This window comes from Kribbella sp. HUAS MG21 (genome assembly GCF_040254265.1).
Classification (GTDB): domain Bacteria; phylum Actinomycetota; class Actinomycetes; order Propionibacteriales; family Kribbellaceae; genus Kribbella.
Genome location: NZ_CP158165.1, coordinates 1,612,989 through 1,630,084 on the forward strand (window position 1 = coordinate 1,612,989; position 17,096 = coordinate 1,630,084).

Here is a 17,096-nt window from a genome sequence, read left to right on the forward strand (position 1 = left end):
GGATTCCGGAAACACTCTGCTCAGGGAGTGTCGGAGGGGTCTGCCAGTGTTGGAGACACAGATTTTGGGGGTGGGGGCAGTGGGGTCGATATCGGAGCATGAGCAGCAGCGCGTGTTAACGCCGACCGAGGCGCTTCAGGCACGCGAGAGGCAGTGGTCGAAGCGCCTCGCCGCCGTGTCCTTGGCGGCTGAGTATCAGGTGAACCCAGATCATGCGGCGCAGATGCTCGGCGTACTTGGCGCGAACTACCGCAAGTTCTCCTACGACGGGTATCGCCGCTCGCTCGCCCTGCGTGTGTATCCGGCTGTCCAGGTGCTGTCGACGACGAATGCCGCAATCGGGAAGTACGACGGGCACGGTTTCTGGCCCAAGCTGGCCGGGTTGCTCCAAATCAGCAACTCGCCGGCTTTCCAGCAGGAGTGGGGTCAGGCCTTCCTCGACAACCTCGCAACCTTGGGCTTGCCCACGTTTGCGAATGCCGACGCCGATGCCGGGACGAGATACCTCGGCCGGATCCTCCTCCACTGCGGCGTGCCGACGTGGTGTCTGGACGACTTCTACCGCGTTGTGACCGAGCAACGCACGAGGCACCCTGCGCTTGATGCTGAGTCGTTCGTCGCGTGGGCCGCTAACCGCGCCGCGGCCGGCCGTCTCTACGACGTGGACATGCCGGTCAACCGGTTCCTGCGGTTCGGTGGCGAGTTCGCGATCGATGTGACCGACCGGATCTTCGAGTTGCTCGACACCGTCGGTGCCGGCGGTGACGGCAGTGAGATCCCACTGCCTGACCGATTCCGCCTCAAGGCGTTGGAGCTGCATCAGGCAGGCAGACTTGAGCCGGTCCGAACCCGCGGCAACCGCGAGGGCAAGCTCTATCCGCACCTCATTCTCGACCCGTACGGCCGCGGCCCCCTGCTCCAGCTTCCGCCGGTCGGCGACGCACCCGACGGCCGCGCTACCTGGGTGGTCACGCTCGATGGCGACCCCCAACGCGTTGGCACGCAGGCCCTGTGGCCGGGGTCGTCTGAACCCGCGCCCGCGACATCTGTACCAATCCCGCGCCCGATCCGCGTTGCATCGGCTGCGCTCGAAGGCCACGAGCACTTGACCGCGAACGTGTCGGTGGTCGACGACAACGATCCCTTCCTGGCGTTTGGAGAGGACGGCGTGTGTCTGCCGTCGGGCCTTGCCCTGCCGGGCGGCCTTATCTGGTTCCTCGTGCCTGGCGATTCCAGCGGCCTGGTGTTCGAGGGCGAGTCGAGGGTGGTCGCCGAGACAGCGCTTCCCCCGGGCTGGTCGCAGTGGTCGCTCACGCTCGTCGATCTGGCGGACGTCCGCTCGGTGCGTTTCGGCGCGGATGGCAAGCCGCACACCGTCCGCACCTTCAGCGCTGCCCACATCGAGGTGTGCCAGCCCTTGGCAGGCGTCCGCACGTCGAGCGGAGCGCCCGTCTTTACGCAGGTCCCTGAGATTGTGTTGCCGCAGGGGCTGGGCGCCGACGCCGACTGGGAGGTGTCGATCCTCGACAGCAAGGGATTGCTCCTGTGTCGTACGAGCTTCAAGTCTTGCCAGTCAACGACCGGGCTGTGGACGGAGCAGCAGCGCCCAGTCCTCGGCTCCTTCACGATCCGCGTTCGTGGGCCGTGGGGGCGCGGCGCATCACGTACAGTGTTCATTGCCGAAGGACTACAGGTGCGGAGCTCGCCGTCATGGCGCAGGCTCACCCCTGACGGACTCGTCCCCGCCGCCGTCACCATCGACACTCCTGCCGGGATGGAAGTCGACCGTAAGTCGGTTGCGCTGAGCTCCCGCCAGCGGGACCGATATGTCACGGTGAGCACGCGCGGTCAAAGTACAACGCTCGCGGTGTCGCCGCCTCACATGAGCATCGCCTACCAGTCGACAGAAACGACCACACGGCCGTCAGTGCGTGCGCTGACTGTCTACACCGAGGACGTTGTCGCTGACCCTGGCACGCTGATCCTCGATGTCGGGGCCGATGCACAGCCAGTTTTGTCAGTGCTCAGGGGATCGCAGTGCGTTCAGAAACTTCACCCCGGCGCCGGGCGACAGGGTGTCTATCGCTTCAACCTGGCGCAGCTCGTCGACACCCTGAACGCACACAAGCAGCTCGGTCTGAGCCTCGGCGAGGAGGGCCAGCTACCGGTCGCCTCGATTCGTCCCAGGCGACTGTTTTCGACCGTCAACCTGGCTGGCCCACGCCTTGTGTTCGACGACTGCGCAGCTGTCCCTGGGCTGGTCGCCTTGATCTACGCGTCACGCGCGCCATGGCGAAAGGCCGCGGTAGTCCCCATCGAAGACGGCGCCGCTGTACTTCCGGACGAGCTGCAGGACGCGGGACCGCTGCTAGTCGCGGCACGGGTCGACGACCCGTGGGCGCCTGAGCCGGTGCCCGACTGGCCGGAAGTAGGGCGATCTCATTTCGTCGATGCTGAAGGTTGGCTCATCAGCGATGATGCCGAGGAATCGGCTGTGTCGGCGTTCCTTGCTGGAGTCCGGGACCTGGGTGAGCACATCATTGACTTCACTCGGCTCTGGACGATTCGGGCCACACTCTCGGAACTTGGCTTGGGCGACCGCAGAGCTTCCGTGCGCGATGCCGTCGAAGCCGCCATGTTCCACCAGCCTAAGCCAGCGCTTACAGCGATGGCAGAGTCATCGGTGCCAACTGAGTCGATTCCGGCGCTCATGATTCGATCACGGCTCGCATGGGCGAACCTGGCAGATGCACACGACGACACGCCTCCAATATGGACACCTCGTGGCGTACTCGCCGCAGTTGTACTGTCGGCGGCTGATGCCGAGTGGTCGCCCCAAGAGATCGATGCCGCGATCGAGGTCTGTGGCGACGTCGTCACCATGGTGCTGGAAGGCTCCGACCCGTACGCCACGTCGGGCAGGTTCGATTATGGCGCAGACATCTTCGCCCATAACCCCGCGCAACGCGATGCATTTGTCGCCATGATGGGACTCGTTCCCCAGGGCCTTCTCGGCGGCGATACTCGCGTGATCGCAGCCATGGAACTCATCCGACGGCGCAACGACAGGCGACTCGATTGGATGCTCCACCACGTACGCAGTGTGCTCGCAGTGACGGAGACGCTACTAGCCCAGATCGCTGCGCCCGAGGTCTTCGCTTCATTTCAGGCACGCAAACACCCGACACGAAACGACGGCTGGCACGCCATTCCCGCTATCTCCATCGGCCTAGCTATCGCCGCCCGACACGCAGCACGAGGGAACGACCCAGCCGTCAAGCTGCTGGAGTACCAGCGGCGCGGCTGGGCCCGCCTGGCAGCCGTCGTGCCTCAGCTGGTGACCATCGATCTCGTGTTGGCCGAGTTGCTGGTAGCCGCTGCCGCTTCAAGAGTAGAGGAGCAGTCTTCGTGATCGGCAACATCGACGCCGTACGAACCAGTAGCGATATCAAGGCGACGTACCGACGCTACCTCCAATCGCTGCTCGCCGTACGGGACGCCAAGCTCGACGCCGCCCTCCGCGAAGCCATTGAGACGACACCGCTGCTCGACAAGGGCCCGTATCTCGAAGCCACGCCTCCGTATGCGCCAGGGGCGACGGTTCAGGAGCTCATCGAAGATGGGCTCCTCTCGCCTTCGTTCGGCGCGCTGACCAGCGCCGCGCTGCCCCCCGACCGCCCGCTGTACGTGCACCAAGAACAGGCCATCCGCAAGGTCGCGGCCGGTCGAAACGTCGTGGTTGCAACCGGCACAGGCTCCGGCAAGACCGAGTCGTTCCTTCTCCCGATCCTCGACAGCTTGGTGCGCGAGAAGGAAGCAGGAACGCTTGGCCCAGGGGTGCGCGCGCTCCTCCTCTACCCCATGAACGCGCTGGCCAATGACCAGCTGAAACGCCTTCGGCAGCTGCTGGCCGGGTATCCGGATATCACCTTCGGCCGCTACACAGGCGACACCGAGAACGACCCCGCGACGGCGCGCGACATGTTCTCACAGCTCAACATCGGCGAGCCCATACTCCCGAACGAGCTGCTGAGTCGCGAGGAGATGCGAGCAACACCACCGCAGCTCCTTCTAACCAACTACGCCATGTTGGAGTACCTGTTGCTCCGCCCACAGGACATGGCGCTCTTCCCTAAGGGCCAGAAAACCTGGCGGTTCATCGTGGTCGATGAGGCGCACGCCTACGACGGCACGCAGGGCGCAGAGATCGCCATGCTGCTTCGTCGAGTTCGCGATCGCGTCGCTCCCGATCGCCCGATCCAGTGCATCGCCACCTCGGCAACGGTCGGTGCCGATGCTGACCCGGCAGCGGTCATGAGATTCGCATCTAACCTGTTCGGACAGCCATTCGAGTGGGTCGACGCAGACACGAGCCGACAGGACCTCGTCACCGCAAAGCGTGTCGACACCCCGCCCGGCCCACACTGGGGTCCGCTGACCGCAGCTGAGTATGTCGAGGTGGCGAGCGCAGTGGATCGCGAACAGGCTGTGCTTGCGAAGGCGGAAGAGGCCGGCTTCTCCGCAGGCACCGCCTACGAGGCCCTGCTGCACGAGGCAGCCCTCGTCGAGGTACGCAAGACGCTAAGCGCCAGGCCAGCGCCCTTCGACAGAGTGGCCGCGATCGTATTCACCGGCCAGGAAGAAGCTCGGGCCGGCCTCGCGGCACTCATCGATCTCGGCAGTTCCATTCACTGCGTGGATGGGTCTACCCCGATCTCGGCCCGCTACCACTTATTCCTTCGCGCGACCGAGGGCGCGTTCGCCTGCCTCTCAGACTCTGGCCCGCACGTGCAGCTCGCCCGCCATGACTCGTGCCCCGAGTGTGAGGCACCGATGTTCGAGATCGGCTCTTGCACACGCTGTGGTGCCGTGCATGTCGTCGGGAAAGTGGTGTCATCCAGCGGCGTCACGAAGCTCCTTCCACGCGCGGCAACCAAGTCCAACCAGTGGCTCGTGCTGACCGACCACAACGCGCAGGTCGACGAGGATGAGCAGGCAGCCGCCGACGACGGCGCCGACGTCAGCGCCGACGACGCGAAGCTGTGCACGTCGTGTGGAGCCATTGCGAATGCCCCAGCCAACTCTTGCCCTGCCTGCGACTCAACGCACCTCCGGGGAGTCCGAAAGCTGAAGCAGCGCGGCGAAGAGATCGCCGGCTGCCTCGTGTGTGGCGCCCGCGGCCCGGCGACCGTCCGCGTCTTCGAGACCGGTGCTGATGCGAGCGGTGCGGTCATCGCAACATCGCTGTACCAAAGCGTTCCACCGAGCCAGCAGATCGCGGAGCAGCAACTGCCAGGCGAGGGCCGCAAGCTCTTAGCGTTCAGCGACAGCCGCCAGGCGGCCGCGTACTTTGCGCCTTACCTCGAAGACTCCTATGAGCGGCTCAAGCGGCGCCGGCTCATCAGCCAGGGCCTCGTCGACGCCGGTGCCGTCAATGACGCGGTGATGATCGAAGACCTCGTCTTCTCGACCCGCAAGGCCGCCGAGCAGGTCAAGACCTTCCCCCGCCGCATGACGGCACAGCAGCAGGCGCGTGAAGTCGGCCCCTGGGTCATGGCAGAGGTCGTGGCCACGGACGACCGCCAGTCGTTAGAAGGCCTTGGGCTGCTGTCCATCGTGATGGACCGCGATCCCACCTGGGCAGCACCCGCGCCACTCGTGGCGCTCGGGCTGAGCGAGGATGAGGCGTGGGCGTTCCTACAGGAGCTCGTTCGCACTCTACGGCAGCAGGGTGCCGTCACGATGCCGGCCGATGTCGACGCAAAAGACGAGATCTTCACGCCGCGCCTCGGGCCGATCTACGCCCGCGAGTCAGGACCGCAGGCGATCCGTAAGGTCCTGTCCTGGCTTCCTGGCACGGGAACAAACCGCCGCATCGACTACGTCCGCCGAGTCCTATTGGCCCTGGGACGCGACGACGATCCATCCGCTCTCCTCAAAGGAATCTGGAGCTTCCTTACCGCACCAGCGACTCCCGTCGACTGGCTCAAGGCGAGCACACAACAGGGACGGGGAGTCGTCTACCAGGTCGACCACGAGCTCCTGCGCTTGCTGTGGCCGACCGACAATAGCCCGGTACACCACTGCACGGTCTGCCGCCGCGTTACGGCCTTCTCCGTGCGCGGTGTCTGCCCGGCTCTGGGCTGCGAAGGCCAACTCGAGGAGTTCGTGCCTCCATCCGTGAATGCTGAGCGAAACCACTATCGTGCCTTGTACCGATCCATGCTCGCCGTCCCGCTGAAGGCTCAGGAGCACACGGCTCAGTGGACCAACGTCGAGGCGGCGAACGTCCAGCATCAGTTCATCCGTGGCGAGGTGAACACCCTGTCGTGCTCGACGACGTTCGAGCTCGGTGTCGACGTTGGTGAGCTTCAGGCAGTATTTCTGCGGAACATGCCGCCGACCACGGCGAACTATGTCCAGCGCGCTGGACGCGCCGGCCGTCGCTCAGGGGCGGCTGCCCTCGTGGTCACATACGCGAGTCGCAGATCCCACGACCTGAGTAGATTCGCCGAACCCGAGGTGATGATGTCCGGCGCGGTCCGCGCCCCCTACGTCCCGCTCGAAAATGCCCGAGTCGACCGCCGCCATGCACACTCGGTTGTGATGGCCGCATTCTTCCGCTGGTATCTGGAAGAGCGCCAGCACATCGCGCGGACCGCTGGGCAGTTCTTCCTTCCCGGCGACAGCGGCGACGATCCGCCGGTTTCTCTGCTAAAGGCCTTCCTCGATCCCGTTCCATCCGAGATCGCGGACGCTCTCGCACGCGTTGTCCCGAAGCCGGTGGCTCGGGAGCTGGGACTCGCGACCAACGACTGGGTGCCGGTGTTACTCGCTCTCCTCGAGAGCGTGCGGACGGAACTCTCCGGCGACGTGGCGGCCCTTGAAACGCTCCAGCTTGAGGCGGCGGCCGCGAAGAACTACAAGCTCGCCGAGCGATACAGGATGGTCGGCCGCACCCTGCAGACCCGGGACCTGCTCGGCTTCCTCGCGACGCGTAACGTGCTGCCCAAGTACGGGTTTCCGGTCGACTCGGTCGAGCTGCGCACGGCATACTCCGGGAACCAAGCCGGCGCAAAGCTCGACTTGTCACGCGACCTGTCTCAGGCCATCCACGAGTACGCACCAGACGCGACCCTCGTTGCCGGCGGCATGCTGTGGACGGCGAGGGGTATCTACCGTATGCCCGGGCGTGACCTCGAGGAGTTCGAGTATCGGATCTGCAAGCGGTGCCTGGGCTTCTGGCGAGCACTTGCCGACCTCGATCCGCTTTGCCCACACTGCGGCGAAGCGTCAGCGGACGCGGCTCGCACGATCACGGTCCCGGAGTTCGGCTTTGTCGCCGCTCGAAACCCCACGCGTCCAGGGCCGCGGCCTCCGCGTCGTTCTTGGAGCGGGTCGACGTACGTCCTTAAGGAACCCGACGACGTGAAGGCACGCAAGGTCAGCATCAAGCACGGAACGTGCGACGTCCGGGTCGGTCCGCGGGGACGACTGGTCGCCGTCGCCGACGGGCCCGGCAACTCAGGCTTCTGGATCTGCACCTGGTGCGGCTACGGCTCGGCCCGAGTTCTTCACCCGCGCAAGCCACCCGCGCACGACCATCTACTGACGGGCAAGCCATGCACTGGTCAGTCGCGATGGCTCGACCTCGCGCACAACTACGAGACCGACCTGGTCTTTATCGACGTCAGGATCCCTGCCGCGTCCCAGACTCAGGCAAATTGGAAGTCACTCCTCTACGCCGTGCTGGAGGCAGCGTGCGACGAGCTGCAGATCGCCCGCGACGACATCGGTGGATCGCTGGCTCCAACCGGCGCATCCACCTGGTCGATCGTGCTGTTCGACACCGTTCCCGGTGGAGCAGGCCACGTCCTTCTCGTTGAAGAACACCTGGAGCGCGTGCTCAAAGCCGCCCTGAAGCGGGTCTCCTCCTGCGAGTGCGGCCCGGAGACCTCCTGCTACGGATGCTTGCGCAGCTACGGAAATCAGCGCGACCACGACGTACTGTCCCGAGGCGCTGCTCTCGCACTCCTTGAGACGATGCTGGGCACGATTGATCTCGGACCGAGCACAGCCCGTTCAGGAACGGCGAGCGTAACCCCGACTCCGCTACATAGCATCTCGGAGGACCGGACCTCCGGCACTTGGGACGGCACCTAGCGGATAGCGACGATCACCAGATCGCCGGTCCGGTATCTCGTTTGGAGGGCGCCCTGACTCCGCAGGATGACCTTCGCATGACGCTCACCTCGCGCTTGGTGCATCTCCTACGCATCCGCCGGCACCGGCGTGCCGGCCGTCGGTCAGGACGCGTGCGCCGGAAGCACCAGGAGTGTCCCGTCGCTGTGCTTCTCGATCTCGATGATGACCTCTGACGCTCGACCGGTTGCGCTGATCGAGTCGCCCAGAGCTCTGAGCCGATAGGACGTCTCAAGGAGTCCGTCGACCTGCCCGCGCGTCATGAACTTGTCGATGAGCCGCGTGGGCGATCGCAACTCAATGGCTGAAAGTCGAAGGACCGCCCTGCTGATTCGCGCATCCAACTCGTCGATTCTCTGCTGATCGGCCTTGAGGCTCCGCACGAAGTTCTCGAACGGGTTGTCCGGGTCGCCCTGGCCCGCCTCCACTCCCTGAAGGACGACCACGCGGCGCTTCAGCGCGATCGCAAGAGCGGCCAACTCGAGGTGCGTGCGGAACTCGCCGCCCTCCTCGCTGATCCCGGGAAACTCAGCCTCCAGCTCGGCGACCTCGGCGCGGTTGTCGACGATCGCGTCGAGCGCGGCTTCCCATTTCTTCACGCGGCGCTCGGCGTTCTGCGTAGCAGTACTGATGGCGTGAACAGCCGAATCCAGCCCGAGCGAAGCTCCGACCTTGCCACGGTCCAGCAACAGCGCGGTCGCCTTGTCGATAGCGTCCCGACAGCCGTCGAGCTCGTTGCGCTCGTGCTCCAATTTGTCGTCGTGGAGCTTCTCCAGGAGCTCCGCAATATGCTCGATCGCCTTCTGGCGCTGATTATCGGCGTACGCGCTCACACCGACGGCGACTGCCATCAGAACCAATGGAGCAGCGACAGTGACAGCTCCACCTGCGGCGATCGCACCAACGGCCGTTCCGGCGGCACCGGTACTGGCAGCGCCCGCGACCGCACGTCCGACGGGAACCATGGTTGCATTGGCGACCGCCACATTGGTCGCGCTGTCGACCAAGGTGCCGTAGACCCCGTTCGCGGCGGCCTTCGACACCATCGGCTTGACAAGGCCCTTGCCGACCTGTGCAGCAACCTTCGCCGGCACCACCATCCGGTACAGCACCTCTCCTGAGCCTGCGACCCGCCCTACCGCAGGCACGGTCTTGGCGCTCGCGGCTACCAGACGCGAGAGCTCCTGCGCGAGGGGACTCACGGCGTCCAGAGGCAAGCCAACCGAACGGTCGCGCTTCTTCGGCAGCGGATGGGCCTCCAAGGTCACCAACGGGACCGAGGAGAAGGCGGCGAGCGCCGTACGAAGCTCAGTCAAGCGTTCCGGCGTCAGATCATCGCCGTTAGCAATTCCCGGCACGTTCGACGCGTCGGACGTCGACAAGGTCCAAACAGGCACGTCTGCTTCGTCGCTCATTGATCTCCCCCTCAGATGATGCCCGACACGATAGCGCCACGCACCGGCATGCTGTGCCCGCTGCCACTGAGATCACAGCACGCCGGGCTCGAGGTGCTCGCTGGGGTGAGTCGGACGCCCGGTAGCAGCTTGTGGGGTGCGTGGTTTCCGCTCCTCCGGGCTGAGGCCATTGGCCACGACTCCACGCTCCCCCGGTTCCGGCGGTAGCGTCGCACAATCTTTAGACCTCACTTACGAGGGTCACGGCGACTTCGGTGGCGGGACCGTCCGATGGCCCTCAAGAAGTGAATCGGTCGCGTCGATCGGTGCGGCGCAGCGGTAGTCGGATGGCGGTTGTCATGGTGCTGAACGCGAACACCTGCGAGCCGACGACGTGCAGGCGGTAACCGATGCCAGGCACGTACAGCTGGAACCGGATCGAGATGTCGTCGAATCTCTCGCGATGAGCGTCGCTCAGTTCGGCGAAGGGGTCCGGTTTGACACGCGACACCACGAGAAGTCGGGCACGTCGATCCGCGGTGACGTACCGTAATGGGGTCTTCACTAGCGCACAAGGGAGGGTGCGAAGTGACCGACCTGCTCTGGAAGCTCGAGCCGGCGACCGCTGCCAAGCATCGCCTGTACAAGCGCTACCTCGACGCCTGGTGGCCCATCATGCTGCAACCCACCCCGACGGGCTACCTACGGCCACGCGTCACCTATCTCGACGCCTTTGCCGGACCTGGACGTTACCTCGGCGGCGAGGTGGGCTCACCCGTATTCGTACTCGGACGGCTGCTAACGCACGGATCGCTCAGCCGAATGCACCTCAGCCGCGAACGGGTCCGGCTGATCTTCATCGAGAAGAACCAGGCACGCTACGACCATCTCGTCGCCGAGCTCACGACGCGCTTTGGCGACCTCGACTCCCTGCCGGTAACCGTCGTTGTCCGCCACGGCGAGGCCGCACAGCTGACGCTGCCCCTCTTGACCGCCGCCCGCGCGTGGGACAACCCGATCCTGGCGGTGTTCGACAGCTGGGGCAATGTGAACGTGCCGCTGTCGCCCGTCATCACCAGCATCGCACGCAACCCCTCCAGCGAGGCGATCGTCACTTTCGGACCCAACTGGTTCAGCCGCAGGGAGAATGAAGATCCAGGGCAGCTCGACGATGTCTTCGGAGGCCGACAGTATTGGCGAGCGTCGGATCCGGACCAGAGTCCCGGTGAGCGCTGGCGCGGCTGGCTCAACACGTACCGCGCTGCGTTGCGACGAGCTGGGTTCACATACCAGCTTCAATTCATGGTTGTACCGGGCACCGGCCAACCGCTGTACCTCGTATTCGGCAGCAAACATGAGAGCGGCGTCGAGGCGATGAAGGCTGCGATGTGGACGGTCGACGACTCAGACGGCATGCGCTTCTCAGATCCACGTGTTCAGGGCGCGCCGGCGATCGGTCAACTGGACCTCTTTTCTTCGTCAGGGGTAGTTGATCAGGAATTGCTGGAGCTCGTGCATCAGCACCTGGCCGATAAGCCGTTGACTACGCTCGAGGAACTCGGCAGGTGGTTGCTGCTGGAGACAGCGAGGTGGCAGAGCAAAGACGCGAAAGCAGCCGTTGTGCATCTGCGTGATGAGGGGCAGGTGGCGATTCAGCCGTCCGGCAGGATCACCAAGTCCAGCACCATCCGGTTGTTGCAGGGCCCCTGATCAGATCGCAATCTGAGCCGCTAGCCCCGGCATCGCGTCCCAGGTCCGACCGTCAAGCTCCCGCCCGCCGGCTTTCGGCGTGCGGCCACCCCACTGCTTGAAGAAGAACGGCACACCTTGCTCCACGCACTGATCACGAATGTCCCGCACCCAATCCGCGTCGATCTGTCTGGCATGGGGGCCCGACTCGCCGCCGACGATGACCCAGCCGATCCCGGACAGATCCAGGTCCCCCAGCGGACCAAGCAAAGGCTCCAGTGACAAGAAGCGAATGGCCGATCGAACCCGCCGGAGATCATCAACCCGATGCAGCTGGTCGGCCGACTCCACCGAAGTACCAACCCATACGTTCGCGGGCCACTCGATCCGTTCTGACAGCAACCGGAGTCGACGGGCTCGCTTCGTTAACACCTGATACGTGTGCTGCGGCGTCTCTCTCATCGTCTGGACGACCTGCTGCACGAAATCAAGCGGGACTCTGGCGTGGAACAGATCCGACATCGAGTTCACGAAGACCACACGCGGCTGACGCCACCGGCGCGGCACGTCCAGCGAGTCCGGATGAATTGTCAGACCGAACCCGGGACCGCTGGTCCGCGGATCGCCGTCGTTCTGATACTTCTCGGAGCCCATCGCCTTCAGGCGTTTGGCCAGTGTAAGGGCGTAGCAGTGATCGCAACCCGCCGAAATCCGGTCACAACCGGTCGACGGGTTCCACGTCGCCTCAGTCCATTCGATGCTCGAACGATCGCTCAACGGTCCTCCTTGGCCATCACCATACTGAACGCAGCATTCAGCACTTCGTCACTCGACCCGCGACTGGAGGCGGCTTGCCGGGTTGGGATGCCTGGGCTGACCGTCGGAGGTCGTGGTGATCTGCATCTCCGGGTCGTACCGTGCCTCGTCCCGCACCGTCCGGTAGACGGCGGAACGCACGAGCTGGGATATGCCGAACAGACGGATTGCTCATGACCGAGGCTCGTCCTCGAAGGTCAGGCCGAGCTTGCTGTCCTCCAAGGGGAGGACATCGATGTCCTCAACCGGCCAGTGCGGGTACGTCTGTGTGGTGCCGACCTTCTTCCATCCCCAGCGTTGATACATCGCGTGAGCCTGTGCACCTGGGCGGGAGATGAGACTTGCGAAGGGCTCTGGTCTGCCGGCGAGGAGGGTGTCGACGAGCTGTCGGGAGAAGCCGCGGCCACGGAAGTCCGTGTGTACGCCGAGCTCGATCACCGCGAAAAGGGGGCCCGAGGCAACGTCGGCAGGTGGCGGGTCAGTCTTCACACCGGTCCACCATCGTCCAGGCGGGAAGGTAAATCCGTACGAGAATCCTACAAGTCGCTCGTCGAGCCTCCCGGCGACCAGGGCGAAACCATCCAGGCCGGCATGCTTGATGATCCGGATCTCGAACTGCTCAATGTCGGCGTCCGACATCTCGTACGGAGGTTCCGAATAGGCGTTCGCGTATAGCAACCTAAGCCTCGGGACGAGTTCGAGCGTCTCGGTCCCCGTAAAGTGGGTCAAGGTCAGGGTCATGGTCGCTCCCTCGGCGTAAGCCGCTGACATCTTTGGGTCAGGTATCAAATGGTTGGACCGGAAGACAGATGTCCCGAGCGAGCAGCCTATCGCTGGCAGCGAGTGGCGACCGTTCGAGAGGACGAAGCCCCGACCGGCCACAGCACAGAGCACACATGCTCGATCGTCGCGACGTGAGCGCTTAGTCGACTGCCAGCTCCCAGACCACCAGCTCAGGACGTCTGCCAGTGGCGAGGAACTCAGAGGCCGCTGCACGCGCCTCCTTCACGGTGATCGCACTGCCTTTGCCCATGCACGTTGGCACGCCGCCATAGTCGAAGGTGGCCTCGTGCGGCTCGTCGAAGGTGCCAGCCGACCGGTACTTGGCGGAGCCTTCGTCGTCGTAGAGCGTCAAGGAACTGAAGGCCGCCGCTAACCCAATGTTCATTGTGGCGAGCTCGTCCGCGCTGACCAGTTCGAGCCAGGTCGGCCGGGGCAGACCTACGACTCGGTCAAGCAGCTCGTCGAGCTCGGCCTGGCTGCCGATGCGCTGCTGTCCCGCGTCATCGTCGTAGTACGCGGTCAAGAAGTCGTTCATGCGGGTCCTCTCCCATCACCGATGTAGACCTAGAGCCGCCTGGCCAACGGACCGTCGCAGCCGTACCGTCCACCGCAGGGACGTTTGTTCACGTACAGGGTCATTTCTCGAGGCGTTCGCGCGGCGTAGAGGGGCCGCCTCGCCCTCCGCGTGTTATCGCGCAGAGTCGAGGCTGGCGGCTCAGCCTGAGACATGCAACGGGCGGCCTCTTCGGAACGCCTGGCCGATTTGCCAGACGCGACAGCGTCGAGAGGTGCCTGCTCTGACTGTGATCACGAGGCTGAACCCATTCCAAGCTGCCCGATCTGCTTAGATCGCGAACGACGGCGGCGCTTGCTCGAACCAGCACAGTCCTTGGCTCAGGTCAGTGGCTTCCAGTCGGGCCACGGTCGCGGTCCGCGAAGGCCGCGAATACTGGCGACTCGCAGATCGGCCTGCTCACGGAGTGCGGGCTCTTCGCTCGCACGCTGGGCCGCGTAGCAGGTGACGCGCAACTCACGGATGTCGCGCAGCACTTCGAATCCGTCCCACTCGAGCACGTCATGTCCGTATGCCTGTGCGAAGGCTTGGTACTCCTCAGCCGTCATAGTGCCGAACGTGCTCAACCGAACCGCGGTGCTGACCAGATCCCACTCAGGCGGTCCGAGCGAGAAACGTTCGAGGTCCAGGAGCACAGGACCATCGACTGTTACCACGACGTTGCCGGCCCAGGCGTCGCCGTGGATCGCGCTCCGTGGCAGGCCGGCGGGAAGGTCATCGAACGCCTCCCTGAGTCGGGCGAGCTGCCCACGCAGCCAGTCCCGATCGTCTTCGCTCAAGGTCGTCGCTCCTTCGATACGTTCGGCCAGGCGAACGAACGAGGCAAGCGGTGGAAGATCGAAGTTATTCGGTAGTGGACTGGCGTGTAGGCGTCTGAGTACGGCGGCGACCTCGGGCGGGGTGCCATGACGATGCTCGGGGAGCTCACGCCAGAAGGTCACCGGCGAGGCATCAATGACGACCGGCTGGTCGATGCCGGCGACGGTCTCAACTGCTCGCACCTTCACAGACGCGAGCCATCGTGCGACGGCGACCTCCTTCCTAGCGGCGTCAACCTGCCCGCTTCGTCCGATGCGCGCCACCACCTGGCCCGGGAGACGGTAGATGGCGTTCTCGCCCAGCCGAACTGGCTTGGCGCCCGACGAGGACAGGCCAACCTGACTGCACGCCTGCTCGAGCAGCACCTGTGAAGGTGACACTGTCACGAGGCGGCCAGCACATTACGGATGTCGTGGCGCAGCTCGTCGACTTCATTGATTCGCTCGAACACCGTCGCCCGGCGCGCCAGGTCACGCAGGTCGTCAGCTGCCCGACGTGAACGCAAGGAGCGAGCGTCCTTCAGTGCCTGCGTGCCAATGACAGCCGCCTCCTGGGGATCGCCGACCGTCATGGTCAGCGATGCCAGCTTGATGCCGCTCATGGCGCGCGAACGCACGTAGGTCTCGGTGTGGCCGGCGACGGCGCTAGCCAGCCTGGCAGCTGCTTCCTGTTCAGCTTCGCCCTGGCGAACGGCGAGATCCCACAGGGCATGCCCGGTGTCGCCAAGGTGCTGTGCCTGGTCGTAGTAGCGCATCCAGTCGGGATCGTTAGCGGGATCGGCTTGAGCAAACTGCTCATCCGCCAGGCCAACTGTCCGCAGTGTCTCCTGCACATGGCCAAGTTTCGCCAACGCCCGAGCTCGCGCAGCCAACAGCATGGCTCGCTCTGTTGCCGTCAGACGGTCGGCCCGCACCAGCGCCATCTCAGTAAGCGTCAAGCCCTGGTCCGGGTCGCCGCACCAGATCGCTTGGCGCGCCATTGAAGAGAGGGTCTTCGCGCGCAGATTCCAGTCGCCGGCTTCGTCGGCGCAGGCCTGCGTGAAGCGGAACATCCGCCGTGCGTCGTCGTGAGCGTAGGCGTCGAAGGCCATCATGGCGCAGACGTGACCGAGGAAGCCGACCGATGAGAACAGCTCGCTGCGTAGGTTCTCGTGGCAACGAGAGTCCAACATCTCGGCCGAATGACGGAGCTGGGCGATGACCGCTTCGCGTGCCAGCCCGCCGCCGTAGTGGTTGTCCCACGAGCCGAAGACCCGCGCCGCCGTACGGACGCCATCGATGTCGGCCTCCGTAACGATGTTCGGTACCGGTGTTGCCTGATCAGGCGTCAGCAGTTCCAACAGCGGCGCCGAGGACACTGCAGCGGCACCTACGCCGATAACTGCTCGGAGGAATTCTTTTCGATCCACGTTCTCCACCGGTGGGGATGAGTGGCGACGCACTCGGAACCCCAGGTCAGGATCAGTGCGTACGCCAGTGATAGCCCTCAGGGCCGCCCGATAGTCGGCCTGAGGGCTTCGAATTAGTCCCCGTTCGAGCTTGCCGATGTAGTTGGCGTCGATGTCGGTCCGGCGGCCACGGTGCTGCCAGATCCACTCATTGACCATTTCAGCGAGATCCTGGCGGGACGCCGGCTGGCCCGGAGCGTGAGGCGACTCCACGCGCTCGCGCGCGTGGCGAAGCTGATCATTCGCCTCCGTCACTCATCGATGGTGCCACAGGCTGTGACCGCCGGGCACCTAACGGCGACGATTCCTCCCCAATTCCTCCCTTTGGCATCCCGCCCAACCTCCCTTCCCGGGATCCCTCCCGAACGGGAAGGTGGTCGCCATGACAGCGAGTACATGGCTCCTCACGCTCATCGCAGCAGTGCTCTACAGCTTCATCATCCGCGACATGATCGAGGAGGTGCGCGGCGAATGACGAGGCTTGCTGATGTCCCGCAACCAACCCAGCGCCGCGTCCGCGTCTGGTTCGGTGACCATGTCATCGCGGACTACACCGCCGAGCCAGCAACGGCCATGAAGTACCAGGCGGGCATGACGCGGCGCTTCGCGAGCCTTCGCGTGACCATCGAGCCGACGACCGCGGCGGTGAGACCGAGTGCTGCTGACTCGTGAACGGCCAGCACCGACGTGGCTGGTGGTCCCGGCTCTGGGAGCGCTTGGTCGCGACCTTCCGTCGCTTGATGGACGAGGACCGGTGACCGACTACAGCCGACCATTGCTGCTTGGATACGCCCGGCGCGACCTGTACTTGTCGGGCCGACACGTCGACGACATGGAGCGTGAACTCGGCGAGTTCGGCCAACTCGAAGGCTTTCTCATGGGCTCGGTGTACGTCGAAGACCCTGAAACTGCCCCACAAGCCTTCGAGGCGCTGGTTGCTTCGGTCAACCGCTACGAGATCACGGCGGTTGTACTGCCGAGTCTGCGGCACCTGGCACTGGTGGGAGGTCCGGCAGAAGTGCGTGCGCAGTTCGAGCGGGTCACGGGGGCTCGCATCGTGCTGCATGAGGTCACCCCATGAACTGGCGGAGTCGGTGGGGAGTCGTCGTCCTCAGCCCCTCACGTGCAGAAGATCGCTGCACACCCATCGACTCCGTCGTACCGCGGTCCTTGTCCGAGTCCTCCTCTCCCCTGTGGAGGGCTCGGCCAGGGCCCGCACAGATGCCGGCTGGCACGGGATGTGAATGCGAGTCCGCTCCGTGTCAGCCGCTCAGGCGCCGAGGCCCGGACGGGTGCCTCGGTCACAGCTGGCTGGGTGGTTGGGCCTCCGCGCCCGGGGCGAGCGACCACCCGGCCAGCGCCGTTCAAGACC

At 64.8% G+C, this 17,096-nt stretch carries 13 protein-coding genes; 5 read left to right on the forward strand and 8 right to left on the reverse strand.

Annotated elements, in window-relative coordinates; translation table 11 throughout:
• The first annotated feature begins 112 nt into the window (after positions 1-112).
• Both ABN611_RS07775 and ABN611_RS07780 read left to right on the forward strand, forming a co-directional pair.
• Positions 113-3,412, forward strand: a complete 3,300-nt coding sequence (locus ABN611_RS07775) for a hypothetical protein (protein WP_350279113.1) — start codon at positions 113-115, stop codon at positions 3,410-3,412.
• Complete coding sequence (locus tag ABN611_RS07780) at positions 3,409-8,163, forward strand: DEAD/DEAH box helicase (protein ID WP_350279114.1); 4,755 nt, start codon at positions 3,409-3,411, stop codon at positions 8,161-8,163. The genes ABN611_RS07775 and ABN611_RS07780 overlap by 4 nt, the downstream gene beginning before the upstream one ends.
• A 143-nt stretch (positions 8,164-8,306) precedes the next feature.
• On the opposite strand, the gene ABN611_RS07785 is transcribed toward ABN611_RS07780, so the two are convergent.
• Both ABN611_RS07785 and ABN611_RS07790 read right to left on the reverse strand, forming a co-directional pair.
• A complete protein-coding gene (locus tag ABN611_RS07785; protein WP_350279115.1) occupies positions 8,307-9,617 on the reverse strand; it encodes a hypothetical protein in 1,311 nt (436 codons plus the stop codon).
• A gap of 277 nt (positions 9,618-9,894) precedes the next feature.
• Positions 9,895-10,110 carry a hypothetical protein gene (locus ABN611_RS07790; RefSeq protein ID WP_350279116.1) on the reverse strand — a complete coding sequence of 72 codons (216 nt, stop codon included), beginning with the start codon at positions 10,108-10,110 and terminating at the stop codon, positions 9,895-9,897.
• Positions 10,111-10,184: 74 nt separating this feature from the next.
• Here ABN611_RS07790 and ABN611_RS07795 point away from each other — a divergent pair, with 74 nt between their 5' ends.
• Complete coding sequence (locus ABN611_RS07795; RefSeq protein WP_350279117.1) at positions 10,185-11,306, forward strand: three-Cys-motif partner protein TcmP; 1,122 nt, start codon at positions 10,185-10,187, stop codon at positions 11,304-11,306.
• Here the strand turns inward: ABN611_RS07795 and ABN611_RS07800 are convergent, their stop codons facing one another.
• The 6 genes from ABN611_RS07800 to ABN611_RS07825 form a co-directional block, all read right to left on the reverse strand.
• Positions 11,307-12,062: a phage Gp37/Gp68 family protein gene (locus ABN611_RS07800; RefSeq protein WP_350279118.1), complete on the reverse strand. Its 756-nt coding sequence runs from the start codon at positions 12,060-12,062 to the stop codon at positions 11,307-11,309.
• A 48-nt stretch (positions 12,063-12,110) separates the two neighbouring features.
• Entirely contained in the window at positions 12,111-12,242 is a 132-nt protein-coding gene (locus ABN611_RS07805; protein ID WP_350279119.1) for a hypothetical protein, read from the reverse strand.
• Positions 12,243-12,272: 30 nt separating this feature from the next.
• Positions 12,273-12,842 (reverse strand): GNAT family N-acetyltransferase, encoded by a 570-nt coding sequence (locus tag ABN611_RS07810; protein ID WP_350279120.1) that lies wholly within the window; start codon positions 12,840-12,842, stop codon positions 12,273-12,275.
• Positions 12,843-13,023: 181 nt separating this feature from the next.
• Positions 13,024-13,419 carry an Imm1 family immunity protein gene (locus ABN611_RS07815; RefSeq protein ID WP_350279121.1) on the reverse strand — a complete coding sequence of 132 codons (396 nt, stop codon included), beginning with the start codon at positions 13,417-13,419 and terminating at the stop codon, positions 13,024-13,026.
• 359 nt (positions 13,420-13,778) lie between these two features.
• Positions 13,779-14,642, reverse strand: coding sequence for an aminoglycoside phosphotransferase family protein (locus tag ABN611_RS07820; protein WP_350279122.1), 864 nt, complete (start codon positions 14,640-14,642; stop codon positions 13,779-13,781).
• A gap of 17 nt (positions 14,643-14,659) precedes the next feature.
• Positions 14,660-15,979: an XRE family transcriptional regulator gene (locus tag ABN611_RS07825; protein WP_350279123.1), complete on the reverse strand. Its 1,320-nt coding sequence runs from the start codon at positions 15,977-15,979 to the stop codon at positions 14,660-14,662.
• A gap of 216 nt (positions 15,980-16,195) precedes the next feature.
• On the opposite strand from ABN611_RS07825, the gene ABN611_RS07830 reads away from it, so the two are divergent.
• Together ABN611_RS07830 and ABN611_RS07835 are read left to right on the forward strand one after the other, a co-directional pair.
• Positions 16,196-16,396 (forward strand): hypothetical protein, encoded by a 201-nt coding sequence (locus tag ABN611_RS07830; protein WP_350279124.1) that lies wholly within the window; start codon positions 16,196-16,198, stop codon positions 16,394-16,396.
• 82 nt (positions 16,397-16,478) lie between these two features.
• Positions 16,479-16,805, forward strand: coding sequence for a hypothetical protein (locus ABN611_RS07835; RefSeq protein ID WP_350279125.1), 327 nt, complete (start codon positions 16,479-16,481; stop codon positions 16,803-16,805).
• Positions 16,806-17,096: the final 291 nt, after the last annotated feature.

What these genes read in the sequence shown, in the direction of transcription:
- ABN611_RS07785 (WP_350279115.1), bottom strand. Translation starts at nt 9,617, where the DNA reads ATGAGCGACGAAGCAGACGTGCCTGTTTGGACCTTGTCGACGTCCGAC.
- ABN611_RS07810 (WP_350279120.1), bottom strand. Translation starts at nt 12,842, where the DNA reads ATGACCCTGACCTTGACCCACTTTACGGGGACCGAGACGCTCGAACTC.
- ABN611_RS07815 (WP_350279121.1), bottom strand. Translation starts at nt 13,419, where the DNA reads ATGAACGACTTCTTGACCGCGTACTACGACGATGACGCGGGACAGCAG.
- ABN611_RS07830 (WP_350279124.1), top strand. Translation starts at nt 16,196, where the DNA reads ATGACGAGGCTTGCTGATGTCCCGCAACCAACCCAGCGCCGCGTCCGC.